Genomic DNA, 13,057 nt, shown 5'->3' on the forward strand with positions numbered 1-13,057 from the left:
CCGGTTAAGTGATATAATAGCGGCGTTTGGTATGTCGTCCGCGCTTGATATTCAAGCCGGAATTGCCAGGCTGGGAATCTCATCGCACTCTCGGAACTGTTTCAATCGTGCGCGTGTTACCGGTTGATTCAGATTCTTAGCCCGCTAATCCCCCGCAGACGTCACATAAACACCCGAATTTAACCGACATGCTCGCGTTATAACGCGAAGCACGGCGATGCGTTGGCTTTATTGCCGACGGTTCTTTACATAACTTGTTGAATTGGGCATTATCTTGCCGGTTCAACTGAAAGGTAGTACACCCAGAGGATTCGATGGCCAAAGAAGACAATATTGAAATGCAAGGTACCGTACTGGATACGTTACCTAACACCATGTTCCGCGTAGAACTTGAGAACGGACACGTGGTTACCGCTCATATCTCCGGTAAAATGCGTAAAAACTACATCCGCATCCTGACGGGCGACAAAGTGACTGTCGAGCTGACCCCGTACGACCTGAGCAAAGGCCGCATTGTCTTCCGTAGTCGCTGAGTTGCGTTGATGCCGTTGCCTGCGCCTCGTGTGCGGGCAAACAAAAAAAGGCCGGATATTATCCGGCCTTTTCTCTTTCTGTCATACCGCGCCTAGTGCACTGTGCCTTCCGTTTTACGTTTTTGCGCACTCAGGAAGTGATAGGTCAGTTGCCCCTTCTCTTTATCCAGCGCTACAGAGACCGATCCACCATCAACCAGCGAACCAAACAGCAGTTCGTTCGCCAGCGGTTTCTTCAGGCTCTCCTGAACGGTACGCGCCATCGGACGAGCGCCCATCGCTTTGTCATAGCCCTTCTCTGCCAGCCAGTCACGCGCTTCGTCACTGACCTCCAGTGAAACACCTTTCGCATCCAGCTGCGCCTGCAGTTCAACAATAAACTTGTCGACGACCTGATGAATAACGTCCGTTGACAGGTGGCTGAACCAGATAATGTTGTCCAGGCGGTTACGGAATTCAGGGGTAAAGATTTTCTTAATCTCTTCCATGGCATCCGTACTGTTGTCCTGATGGATCAGGCCAATGGATTTACGCTCGGTTTCACGCACGCCGGCGTTGGTGGTCATCACCAGCACCACGTTACGGAAGTCGGCCTTGCGGCCGTTGTTATCGGTCAGCATACCGTTGTCCATCACCTGCAGCAGCAGGTTGAACACATCCGGGTGCGCTTTCTCAATCTCGTCCAGCAGCACAACGGCGTGAGGATGCTTGATTACCGCATCGGTCAGCAGGCCGCCCTGATCGAAACCCACATAGCCCGGAGGCGCACCGATCAAACGACTGACGGTATGGCGCTCCATGTACTCAGACATGTCGAAGCGCAGCAGCTCAATTCCCAGCGCTTTCGCCAGCTGAACGGTGACTTCGGTTTTACCGACGCCCGTTGGACCCGCAAACAGGAACGATCCCACCGGCTTGCGGTCCTGCCCCAGCCCTGCACGGCTCATCTTAATGGCTTCGGTCAGCGCTTCAATGGCGTTATCCTGACCAAACACCAGCATTTTCAGACGGTCGCCCAGGTTCTTGAGCGTATCGCGATCGGTTGCTGAGACGCTCTGCTCTGGAATACGGGCAATACGCGCCACCACGGTTTCGATGTCAGCCACGTTAACAGTTTTCTTACGTTTGCTCGCGGGCATCAGACGCGCGCGTGCACCGGCCTCATCGATCACGTCGATGGCTTTATCCGGCAGATGGCGATCGTTAATGTATTTCACCGCCAGCTCGACGGCCGCACGCACGGCTTTGGCTGTATAGCGAACATCATGGTGCGCTTCGTATTTGGTTTTCAGGCCGTTAAGAATCTGCACCGTTTCTTCCACCGAGGGCTCGGTGATATCGATTTTCTGGAAGCGACGCGCCAGGGCACGATCTTTTTCAAAAATGTTGCTGAATTCCTGATAGGTGGTAGAGCCCATCACGCGGATCTTACCGCTGGAGAGCAGGGGTTTGATCAGGTTTGCCGCATCGACCTGTCCACCCGATGCCGCACCCGCACCGATAATGGTATGAATCTCGTCAATAAACAGGATGCTGCTGTTATCCTGCTCAAGCTGTTTTAACAGCGCTTTGAAACGTTTCTCAAAGTCACCCCGGTATTTGGTGCCCGCCAGCAACGAGCCGATATCGAGAGAGTAAATCGTGCAGTCTTTCATGACTTCAGGCACGTCACCCTGCACAATACGCCAGGCTAAGCCTTCCGCAATGGCGGTTTTACCGACGCCGGATTCGCCCACCAGCAGGGGATTATTTTTGCGACGACGACACAGGACCTGAATAGTCCGTTCCAGCTCTTTGTCGCGACCAATCAGCGGGTCAATTCCGCCGACGCGAGCAAGCTGATTAAGATTGGTGGTGAAGTTTTCCATACGTTCCTCCCCGCCTGCTTGCTCTTCGTTAACCGGATTTTCAGCACCAGGTGCCTGGCCCGGTTCGTCTTTGCGCGTACCGTGAGAGATGAAGTTCACCACATCAAGGCGGCTGACTTCGTGTTTGCGCAGCAGATACGCTGCCTGCGACTCTTGCTCGCTGAAGATGGCGACCAGCACGTTAGCGCCATTGACTTCGCTGCGTCCGGATGACTGAACATGGAAAACCGCACGCTGCAATACACGCTGGAAACTGAGCGTAGGTTGTGTGTCACGCTCTTCTTCGCTGGCTGGCAGCACAGGCGTGGTCTGTTCAATGAAGGCTTCGAGTTCCTGCCTTAGAGCCACAATGTCCACCGTACAGGCTTCCAGTGCCTCTCTGGCCGACGGGTTACTGAGCAACGCCAGTAACAAATGCTCGACGGTCATAAACTCATGACGGTGCTCACGCGCTCTGGCGAAAGCCATGTTTAAACTGAGTTCCAGTTCTTGATTGAGCATTAGGCACCTCCTCCAGTTAATCGCTCTGACCTGCTTCCTGTATGGAGAGAGGCTCAGGCTTTTTCAAGCGTACACAGCAACGGATGATGATTGTCCCGCGCGTAATTATTCACCTGCGCCGCTTTGGTCTCAGCGACCTCTGCGGTAAATACACCACAGATTGCTTTACCGTGGTAGTGAACTTTCAGCATCAGTTGCGTTGCACGTTCAATATCATAAGAAAAGAACTTTTGCAGAACGTCAATAACAAATTCCATAGGTGTATAATCGTCATTATTCAAAATGACTTTATACATGGAAGGCGGCTTTAACCCTTCGCGTACTTTATCGTCAGCTAATTGTTCAAAATTTAGCCAGTCATTTGTGTTTGCCATAGTGTTCCGTTGTGATTCTGTACATCGTCATAAACCCGGTTCCTCTGTAGAGTTTAACACGTGTGTCAAGTGTACAGTCGCTAATGAATCATTCCGCTAAAAATGCCACACGCGACCTGTATCACAAAATTTCAAATAGCGTTAACCACCTCAAATTTTGATGATTTTCTCCCCGCCTCGCCCGGTGGTTTGCTTGACGACCATGCCAGTTTCTCTACATTCTACCTTCACAAGCTGATTGAGTTTTAATCAAACCCGACTCACGGCTTCAGTGACCTCACCTACTTATAAAATGTCTTGCGAGGGAAGTAAAAGCATGGAGACAGGTACCGTTAAATGGTTCAATAACGCCAAAGGTTTCGGCTTTATCTGTCCAATCGGGGGCGGAGAAGATATCTTCGCGCACTACTCAACGATACAGATGGATGGTTACAGAACGCTAAAGGCGGGCCAGCAGGTCCATTTTGACGTTCACCAGGGCCCTAAGGGCAACCATGCCAGTCTGATAGTACCCGTTGAAGCGCAACAGGCTGTCGCCTGAGATCCCCCCAACGTTGGACCGCTCCGTTGAAAATGCCAGCCTGCCGTGCTGGCATTTTTACTTGCGAATCGCTAACCCGCTTTACCCTGCGCCAGTCTGATAACGCGAACAAACATTTCCCGCAGGCGTTGCGGTATGGCCTCGGTGCCGCGTTCAGCTGCCGCCATCGCGACCATAATGGCCAGTTCAGGTTTAGATGCACGATGAATCGCTTTGGTAATAATACGCCTGGGTTTCATCGGCACGTTTAACGGCAGGTGCGCTGCTTGTTGATAAATATCGCTAAAGCCATGCTGATAAAGGAAGTGCTCCATATCCGCCGCCGGTAGCGCCGTTAAGTGATGCTTCTCAACGTCAGGCGGCAGGAGCTGACTGCGCGCCGTGGCCGCGTATTTTTTCCCTGCCATATCGCCGTCAGTCAGCACATGCCAGGCAATGCCCATACGCCGGGCAAATTTTAACAGCGGTTTTAATCCTGACTGGGCGAACTCAATCACTTTTATGCCTTCCGCGGCAAAGTGAAAGCCGCATTGTCGCGCCATCTCGTTAATGATCCAGACTTCGGTTTCGCCTTCAACCAGCAGCCAGCAGCGGGCAAACAGCGCCGAAGGCCGGTTAACTTTAATGTGGAAGCCGATTCGCCGGCTCTCTTCAGCACTCAGCCCTTCCGGACCGACGCGCCATGCGGCCACGCGCGCGGGCTCGCGAACCAGCCGGCAAACATGCTCGATCGCAACCTGAGAAAGCAGCTCTCCGGAATTGGTTGTCGCGATCTTCTGCAGCGGCAGCAGCGTCAGCAGATTCCACGCTACGGACAGCATAATGGGATGCAGGCGAGTCTCCGGATCTTCAATCAGCAGCAACGGCCGTGCGCCCGGCGCCAGAGGTTCGCTTCCCCGTGCCTGCACCAGCAGGGTAAACATGCGCAACAAAATAAGCTGACGGCTGCGAACGTCGGTGGTGGCAATCAGATGACTGAGCTGATCCAGCGAATGCCAGCCCCGGGCACCTTCACGTGACTGCGGCTCAACGCGGTGCGGCTCGCTGCCTCGCTCAGGATGCTGGATCAGGAAATAGTGTTCTACGAGCTGCTGCATTGTCTGCAATCCTTGCCGCAGCATGGCATTACTCATCTGCTGCGGATGCTGCTCCAGATCTCGCGTGAGGGTATCCAGCTCTTTCGCCAGTTGGTTTAAGGTAGAAAGGCGGGCATCAATGCCGCTCTCAACCGGTCGAAGGCGGCGGCTGAAGCGGGCATCGCGCAGCCGTAATACCGGGTTCATGCGCAGCAGGTAATCTATCGCCGCCGCGCTTCCCGCTTCCGGTAATACCTGCCCATTCCCGTCGATAAAGCGGCGTGTCGAGGTAATCTGATCGTCACGCCGTCTGGCCTGCACGCTATAGCTCAGGCGGCGCTTTCCCTGCTCGTCGGGTTGCCAGAATGGCTGCAGCAGCTCGCTGGTGTCCGCTTCGTCATCCGCAAAGTGGAAAACAACCGACAACCGATGCACCCGATCCTTAACCTCACCCGGCGTGAAATGAAAATCATCAAGGGAGAACGCATAGTCACGCGTGCGGGGAGAGAGCAGCAGGCTGAGCGCGTCGAGAAGGCTGGATTTGCCCCAGGCGTTTTCACCAATCAACAGGTTGATGCGCGTCAGCGGTAAAGAGAGTTGATTGATGCCGCGAAATCCCCGGATATCGATATGTTCCAGAATCATAGCGTTTTTATCCTCTTTGCTTTCCGAAGCATGGAGCGGCTTCATCTGTGGGTCAAGAGACTTTATGACAAAGGTTTACTCCCCTACGCTTTTTCGCTAGCGTGTCGTGACTTTCGACATGGACGAACCTTTCATTATGTATTCCGGACTCTTAATTATTCTTCTGCCTCTGCTGGCAGGCTGGCTGTTACCGCTTCGGCACGTTGCGTTCCTGAAGGCCGTAAACCGGCTGCTGGGTTGGATGGTCTACGTCATCCTGTTTTTTATGGGCATCAGCCTGGCTTTTCTTGATAATCTCAGCAGCAATCTGGTGACGGTGTTTTATACCGCCGCCGTGGCAACGGCCTGCATTCTACTGTGTAACCTGCTGGCGCTACGCTGGCTGGAACATCGCCTGCCCTGGCAGCACAGTCACAAACAACAAAAGCTGCCCTCACGTTTGCATATGGCGCTGGAATCGCTGACGTTATGCGGCGTCGTGATCGCCGGCTTTGTGCTGGGCCTGACCCAGTGGCCCTGGCTGCATCATGCGTCAGCCGCCAGTGAATATGCATTACTCTTTTTGCTTCTGCTGGTGGGGATTCAGCTGCGCGGCAGTGGGATGACGCTGCGGCAGATTGTGTTAAACCGCCGTGGCATGATGGTGGCGGGCGCGGTGCTGTTGAGCGCGCTGCTGGGCGGAATGATCGCGGCGCTGATACTGGGACTGCCGCTGAAAACCGGCCTGGCCTTAGCCAGCGGCTTCGGCTGGTACTCGCTTTCGGGGATTCTGATGACGGAAGCCTTTGGTCCGGTGATCGGCAGCGCGGCATTCTTTAACGATCTGTTGCGAGAGCTTATCGCCATCATGCTGGTGCCCGCGCTGATTGCCCGCCACCGCAGCACAGCGCTGGGCTTATGCGGCGCCACCTCGATGGATTTTACCTTACCGGTATTGCAACGGGCGGGCGGTTCAGAAATCGTTCCGGCTGCGATTGTGCACGGTTTTGTCATGAGCCTGCTTGCGCCAGTCTTAATCGCGCTGTTCTCTGCCTGATGGCTGAACTCAACTTTTGATGCAATTTTTTACGGTTGAGTTGAATCAGCGTCGTCTACGCTTCTTGTGAGCTGTTTGATTCTGCTATCCGGTGGATGGCGACGGATGACCAAGGAGAAGAAGATGAAACAAACCGTAGCGGCGCTGGTGGCCAAAACGCTGGAAAACGCCGGTGTAAAACGTATTTGGGGCGTCACGGGTGACTCATTAAACGGCCTGAGCGATAGCCTGAACCGAATGGGCACCATTGAGTGGATGCCCACCCGCCATGAAGAAGTGGCCGCCTTTTCTGCTGGTGCAGAAGCGCATGTCAGTGGGGAACTGGCAGTATGTGCGGGTTCATGCGGACCTGGTAACCTGCACTTGATTAACGGCCTTTTTGACTGCCATCGCAACCGCGTGCCAGTCCTGGCGATTGCGGCCCATATTCCTTCCAGCGAAATCGGCAGTGGTTACTTTCAGGAAACCCATCCTCAGGAGCTGTTCCGCGAATGCAGCCACTACTGTGAACTGGTATCGAACCCCGAGCAGTTGCCGCAGGTGCTGGGCATTGCGATGCGTAAAGCCATCCTGAATCGTGGCGTATCGGTGGTTGTCCTGCCGGGCGATGTCGCGCTGCAGGCCGCACCGGAATCGGCCCGCGCTGACTGGTATCCACCGCAGTTGCCGCTGGTGCTGCCGTCCGCCGATGAGCTGACCACCCTGGCGCAAACCCTGAACGACGCGAAAAATATTACGCTGATGTGCGGCAGCGGTTGCGCAGGCGCGCACCGGGAAGTCGTAGAGCTGGCGGCGACGCTGAAAGCGCCGGTGGTCCATGCCCTGCGCGGCAAAGAGCACATTGAATACGATAACCCATACGATGTGGGCATGACCGGGCTGATCGGTTTTTCCTCGGGCTATCATGCCATGATGAATGCCGACACCCTGGTCCTGCTGGGCACCCAATTCCCCTACCGCGCCTTCTACCCGGAAAAAGCGAAAATTATTCAACTCGACATTAATCCGGGCAGCCTGGGATCGCACTGCCATGTAGATCAGGCTTATATCGGCGATGTCAAAACCACGCTGCGCGCGCTGCTGCCAAAGCTGCAGGTTAAAACCGAGCAGCGTCACCTGGACAGCGCACTGAAGCATTATGCCGAGGCGCGTAAAGATCTGGATTCGCTGGCAACCGCCAATGACAACCAGCCGATTCATCCGCAATATGTGGCCCAACAAATCAGTCAACTTGCCGATAAAGATGCGATCTTTACCTGCGACGTGGGCACGCCAACCGTCTGGGCGGCTCGCTACCTGAAAATGAACGGCCAGCGTCGGCTCCTTGGCTCCTTTAACCACGGTTCAATGGCGAACGCGATGCCGCAGGCCATGGGCGCGCAATCACTCAACCGTGACCGTCAGGTCATTGCGCTATGCGGCGACGGCGGATTCAGTATGCTGATGGGCGATTTCCTGACCGTCGCCCAGTTAAAGCTGCCGGTAAAACTGGTGATTTTCAACAACAGCTCGCTGGGCTTTGTTGCCATGGAGATGAAGGCCGGCGGTTATCTCACCGACGGCACCGACCTGCACAATCCTGATTTTGCCGCCATTGCTCAGGCCTGCGGTGTGAAAGGCATTCGCGTTGAGAAAGCCTCAGAGCTGAATGGCGCGCTGGAACAGGCCTTTGCCCATGATGGACCGGTCCTGGTCGATGTGATTACCGCAAAAGAAGAACTGGCGATGCCGCCGGAAATTAAGCTGGAACAGGCCAAAGGCTTTAGCCTCTACATGCTGCGCGCCGTTATTAACGGCCGCGGTGATGAAGTGCTTGAACTGGCAAAAACCAACTGGCTGCGGTAAAACAGACGAATGTTACAGGCGGGTTCTCCGCCCGCCTGGCATTTTGCCGCCCAGGAGCACAATGTGATTGATCTACGCAGTGATACGGTCACCCGTCCCAGTCGCGCCATGTTAGAGGCGATGATGGCCGCTGAAACCGGGGATGATGTTTATCGGGACGATCCTACCGTTAACGCACTGGAAGCCGAAGCGGCGAGGCTGAGTGGTAAAGCCGCTGCGCTGTTTCTGCCCACTGGCACCCAGGCCAATCTGGTGGCGTTGCTGAGCCACTGTCAGCGTGGTGAAGAGTACATTGTGGGCCAGCAGGCGCATAATTATAAGTACGAAGCGGGCGGCGCGGCGGTACTGGGGAGCATCCAACCTCAGCCAATTCTGGCTGCGGCCGACGGCAGCCTGCCGCTGGATGTGGTGGCCGACTTCATCAAACCTGACGATATTCATTTCGCCCCGACCCGGCTCCTGAGCCTGGAGAATACCCATCATGGTAAAGTCCTGCCCGCGGGCTATCTGGCGCAGGCGTGGCATTTTACCCGTGAGCATAAGCTGGCGCTGCATATTGACGGCGCACGTATTTTTAATGCCGTCGTGGCGCAGCAAACCACGCTGGAAAACCTTGCCCGTTATTGCGATACCTTAACCATCTGCTTGTCAAAAGGACTGGGCGCGCCCGTGGGTTCACTGCTCTGCGGCGATACAGATTATATTGAACGCGCGCGTCGCTGGCGCAAGATGACTGGCGGCGGAATGCGTCAGGCGGGGGTGCTGGCAGCGGCGGGGCTGTATGCGTTGCAACACAACGTCGCACGGTTACAGACCGATCACGAGAATGCGGCCTGGCTAGGAGAGGCGCTGCAGAAGATCGGCATTGAGGTCATGGAGCAGCAGACGAATATGCTGTTTGTGCGCGTCCCGGCAGACCAGGTTGACGCGCTGGGTCAGTGGATGAGATCCCATGATGTGCTGATGAGCGTGGGTCCCGTGACCCGAATCGTCACCCATCTGGATGCTGAGCGCCCGGCGCTGGAAAAGGTGCTGTCACACTGGCGGGCGTTTTTGGCACAGCATCGTCCCGGCGCGCCCGTTACGCCATCTTCCCTTGCCGCGTCACCTTACGCGAGTCGCTAGATTTTAAGCGCGGTAACCACCGGTTATTGCGCTTCCCCGTATTTTTCCAGCAGTGCCTCTGCAATCGCCAGGGTTTCAGCATCCGCTAAACCCTGATAATTCGCTGGACGGAAATGCATCTGAAACGCCGCAATCACATTCTGTTGCTGGTTCGCGCTCATCCCTTCCGTGACCTCATAGCCGTAGCGCTGCAGGCGATCAAGCACTGTGGCAACCGGTACGGCGGCATCCCGATGCTGCCCGGCTAAGTAAAAAGCGACGCGCTGCGGATCGGGCCAGGCGCCAATGCCCTGCTCAGCCAGCTGCCGCCACGGAAACCGCGGGCCGGGGTCCTGCTTACGCTGAGGAGCGATATCGCTATGGCCCACGATATTTTCCGGCGCGATACCATACCGGCGGGCGATATCTTTGATGAGCGCGCCGAGCACACGGATTTGTTCGGAAGGAAAAGGCTGCCATTCCAGGCCGGTCAGGGTACGGCGATAGCCGTTGTTCACCAGCTCAATGCCGACTGACGTATCGTTGATACGGGTTGCGCCGCGCCAGAAGCTCGGCCCGGCATGCCAGGCCAGATCCTGCTCCGGCACCAGTTGCCAGATAATGCCCTGCCCCCTGCGCTGCGGCGGCTGGCGAGGAATAAGATAATGGACGCTGACGTCACGATCGGTCAACGTGGCCAGGGAAGAGGAAAAGTCTTCTGCGGTATAGTGAATCACCACCACTTTTACGCGCGGTCGCGCGCCCTGAGCGGGATGACGCAGATCGACCCAATAGCCCGGTCGTGATTCTATGCCCGACTGGCAGCCCACCAGCACCCAGAGCGCCAACAGCAGCAGAATACGTTTCAACGAATCACAACCGCCGTGCCGGTCACGCTCACCATTAGCATGCTGCTGTCTTTACCCACGGTTTCGTAATCGATATCAATGCCCACGACCGCATTGGCACCCAGCGCGCTGGCCTGCTCTTCCAGCTCTTTAAAGGCAATTTCTCGCGCTTTGCGCAGCTCCTTTTCATAAGCGCCCGAACGGCCACCGACAATATCGCGAATGCCGGCGAAAAAATCGCGGAAGATGTTGGCACTGAGAATGGCTTCCCCGGTGACCACGCCACAGTAATCCGTAATACTGTGTCCTTCCAGGGTTGGCGTCGTCGAAAATTTCATCGTTTTTTCCTGTTACGTAAACCGGCCAAAGGCTCTTTCACCTAAAAGCAGAACTATACTCTATGTTAAAAAGGCACCTTGCCAGAGAACAATAAGGAAATCGAGATGAGAAACAAAGGTTTTGCGCTTTTGCTCCCGGCCGCGCTACTGCTGAGTGCCTGTACGACAGTAGAGCCGGTAATCAAGGATAACGGCCCACGACTCGCTCCTTGCGTTGAGGGCGGCCCGGACACCGTGGCACAAAAGTTCTACGATATGCGCATCGAACATCCCACCGCCGGTCTGCCTGATACCACCACGCTGGCAAACTATCGTCCTTACCTGAGCGAAGGCCTCTATCACGCCCTTCAGGAAGCAAGCCAAAGCCAAAACGCAACACAGTGGCACAGCGGCGATCTGTTCTCCAGCCTGGCACAGGGGCCAACTCAGGCTGATGTTGCTGATGCATCGACCATTCCGAACCGGGATGCCCGCAATATTCCGCTGCGGGTAAACATGAGCCGTGGCGATAAGCAGTGGCAGGATGAAGTGTTGATGATTCATCAGGGCAGTTGCTGGGTGGTGGACGATGTCCGCTACGTTGCAGACGTGCCTCATCCGGCAGGCGGTTCTCTGAGCCAGATGCTTGAAAAGGCGAAAAAATAAATAGCCTTTACCTCCACGTCTGAATGCGCGGGCTTAACGGCCGCACGCGTTCAGACGGCATTCCGCCTGCCTTTCCAGAAACGCCCGCCGTTCGCCTCACAACATCTTGTGCTAATCTTTTGGGTGTTTACCGCTTATTCGTAAATTTTAAGCCACCTTAATTGCATAACTATTTTGGTGACGTTAAAATCCGCAAAACTAATAGCTATTCAAAATTGGCGCATGAGTATTCAACTAAACGCGATTAACTGTTTCTACGGTGCTCATCAGGCGCTGTTTGACATTAACCTGGAATGTCCGCAAGGCGAAACCCTGGTGCTGCTTGGCCCAAGCGGTGCAGGGAAAAGCTCGCTGTTGCGTGTGCTGAATCTGCTTGAGCACCCGCGCTCTGGTCAGTTGCACATTGCAGGTCACGATTTCGACTTCAGCAAAACGCCTTCGGCGGCAGCAATACGCGAGCTGCGCCAAAACGTAGGCATGGTTTTTCAGCAGTACAATCTCTGGCCCCATCTGACGGTACTGCAAAACCTGATGGAAGCCCCCTGCCGTGTACTGGGCTTAAGCAAAGCCGATGCCCGGGCCAGAGCCGACAAGCTGCTCGATCGTCTGCGACTCACCCGCTACAGCGACCGCTTTCCCCTGCACCTTTCTGGCGGACAGCAGCAACGTGTTGCGATTGCCCGCGCGCTGATGATGGAGCCGCAGATCCTGTTATTTGATGAACCGACCGCCGCGCTCGACCCTGAAATCACCGCACAGATTGTCAGTATCATTCGCGAGCTGGCCCAGACCCGGATTACCCAGGTGATCGTAACCCATGAAGTGGAAGTGGCGCGCAAAACGGCCAGCCGTGTGGTGTACATGGAAAACGGTCATATTGTGGAACAGGGCGATGCCAGCCGCTTTACACAGCCGCAAACCGAGGCGTTTGCACATTATCTTTCGCACTAAGTCAGGATGCTAAAAATGAAAAAAGTCGTACTTGCTGCACTGCTTGCCGGATTAAGTCTGAGCGCTTCCGCTGCCGAAACCATTCGCATTGCTACTGAGGCGTCCTATCCTCCTTTTGAATTTGTTGATGCGGATAACAAAATTCAGGGCTTTGATGTCGATCTGGCTAATGCGCTGTGTAAAGAGATGGATGCGACCTGTACATTCACCAACCAGGCCTTTGACAGCCTGATCCCCAGTCTGAAATTCCGCCGCTTTGATGCGGTGATGGCAGGCATGGACATCACCCCTGAGCGTGAAAAGCAGGTTCTGTTCAGCAAACCTTACTATGACAACTCGGCGATCTTTGTTGCGCAGAAAGGCAAAGTAGCGAGCGTTGAGGCGCTGAAAGGCAAGCGCGTCGGCGTGCAGAATGGCACCACGCATCAAAAGTACCTGACGGACAAGCACGCGGATATTACCGTAGTGCCTTACGACAGTTACCAGAATGCCGTACTGGATCTGAAAAATGGCCGCATTGATGCCGTCTTTGGTGACAGCGCCGTCGTGAATGAGTGGCTGAAGCAGAATGCTAACCTGGCCCCTGTGGGTGAGAAAGTAACGGATAAAGCGTATTTCGGTACCGGTCTGGGCATTGCGGTGCGTCAGGGAAATACCGAGCTGCAAAGCAAGTTCAACACGGCACTGGACAAAATCAAAGCCGATGGCACCTACAAAACCATCTACAGCAAATGGTTCCAGCAGTAATTTCT

13 protein-coding genes are annotated in these 13,057 nt (G+C 55.1%); 8 read left to right on the forward strand and 5 right to left on the reverse strand.

Annotated features, from left to right (window positions below; genetic code table 11):
- The first annotated feature begins 314 nt into the window (after positions 1-314).
- Entirely contained in the window at positions 315-533 is a 219-nt protein-coding gene (gene infA / locus GKC68_RS15045) for a translation initiation factor IF-1 (protein WP_002211347.1), read from the forward strand.
- A 92-nt stretch (positions 534-625) separates the two neighbouring features.
- On the opposite strand, the gene clpA is transcribed toward infA, so the two are convergent.
- Both clpA and clpS read right to left on the reverse strand, forming a co-directional pair.
- Entirely contained in the window at positions 626-2,902 is a 2,277-nt protein-coding gene (clpA, locus tag GKC68_RS15050; protein ID WP_006118605.1) for an ATP-dependent Clp protease ATP-binding subunit ClpA, read from the reverse strand.
- 53 nt (positions 2,903-2,955) lie between these two features.
- Entirely contained in the window at positions 2,956-3,276 is a 321-nt protein-coding gene (gene clpS / locus GKC68_RS15055) for an ATP-dependent Clp protease adapter ClpS (RefSeq protein WP_013025221.1), read from the reverse strand.
- A gap of 316 nt (positions 3,277-3,592) precedes the next feature.
- Between clpS and cspD the strand changes: the two genes are divergently transcribed.
- Positions 3,593-3,817, forward strand: a complete 225-nt coding sequence (gene cspD, locus GKC68_RS15060) for a cold shock-like protein CspD (RefSeq protein WP_006118603.1) — start codon at positions 3,593-3,595, stop codon at positions 3,815-3,817.
- 71 nt (positions 3,818-3,888) lie between these two features.
- Here cspD and GKC68_RS15065 read toward each other — a convergent pair whose 3' ends face one another.
- Positions 3,889-5,538, reverse strand: coding sequence for an ATP-dependent endonuclease (locus tag GKC68_RS15065; RefSeq protein WP_047715516.1), 1,650 nt, complete (start codon positions 5,536-5,538; stop codon positions 3,889-3,891).
- Between the two features lie 136 nt (positions 5,539-5,674).
- On the opposite strand from GKC68_RS15065, the gene GKC68_RS15070 reads away from it, so the two are divergent.
- From GKC68_RS15070 to ltaE, 3 genes are all read left to right on the forward strand, one after another.
- Positions 5,675-6,574, forward strand: coding sequence for a lysine exporter LysO family protein (locus GKC68_RS15070; RefSeq protein WP_024470921.1), 900 nt, complete (start codon positions 5,675-5,677; stop codon positions 6,572-6,574).
- A 123-nt stretch (positions 6,575-6,697) separates the two neighbouring features.
- The gene (gene poxB, locus GKC68_RS15075) at positions 6,698-8,419 is read left to right on the forward strand and encodes a ubiquinone-dependent pyruvate dehydrogenase (protein WP_028723719.1); all 1,722 of its coding nucleotides are present in this window, start codon (positions 6,698-6,700) and stop codon (positions 8,417-8,419) included.
- Between the two features lie 63 nt (positions 8,420-8,482).
- Entirely contained in the window at positions 8,483-9,544 is a 1,062-nt protein-coding gene (ltaE, locus tag GKC68_RS15080) for a low-specificity L-threonine aldolase (protein ID WP_230624369.1), read from the forward strand.
- A gap of 23 nt (positions 9,545-9,567) precedes the next feature.
- On the opposite strand, the gene GKC68_RS15085 is transcribed toward ltaE, so the two are convergent.
- The gene (locus GKC68_RS15085; protein WP_028723721.1) at positions 9,568-10,392 is read right to left on the reverse strand and encodes an N-acetylmuramoyl-L-alanine amidase; all 825 of its coding nucleotides are present in this window, start codon (positions 10,390-10,392) and stop codon (positions 9,568-9,570) included.
- Positions 10,389-10,709, reverse strand: coding sequence for a heavy metal-binding domain-containing protein (locus GKC68_RS15090; RefSeq protein ID WP_342656302.1), 321 nt, complete (start codon positions 10,707-10,709; stop codon positions 10,389-10,391). The genes GKC68_RS15085 and GKC68_RS15090 overlap by 4 nt, the downstream gene beginning before the upstream one ends.
- Before the next feature lie 105 nt (positions 10,710-10,814).
- On the opposite strand from GKC68_RS15090, the gene GKC68_RS15095 reads away from it, so the two are divergent.
- From GKC68_RS15095 to artJ, 3 genes are all read left to right on the forward strand, one after another.
- Positions 10,815-11,354, forward strand: coding sequence for a lipoprotein (locus tag GKC68_RS15095; protein WP_047715515.1), 540 nt, complete (start codon positions 10,815-10,817; stop codon positions 11,352-11,354).
- A 222-nt stretch (positions 11,355-11,576) separates the two neighbouring features.
- A complete protein-coding gene (gene artP, locus GKC68_RS15100) occupies positions 11,577-12,305 on the forward strand; it encodes an arginine ABC transporter ATP-binding protein ArtP (RefSeq protein WP_110956801.1) in 729 nt (242 codons plus the stop codon).
- A gap of 15 nt (positions 12,306-12,320) precedes the next feature.
- A complete protein-coding gene (gene artJ / locus GKC68_RS15105) occupies positions 12,321-13,052 on the forward strand; it encodes an arginine ABC transporter substrate-binding protein (protein ID WP_028723724.1) in 732 nt (243 codons plus the stop codon).
- Positions 13,053-13,057 lie beyond the last annotated feature (5 nt).

It is taken from the genome of Pantoea sp. RSPAM1, from assembly GCF_038816185.1.
GTDB classification, from domain to species: domain Bacteria; phylum Pseudomonadota; class Gammaproteobacteria; order Enterobacterales; family Enterobacteriaceae; genus Pantoea; species Pantoea ananatis.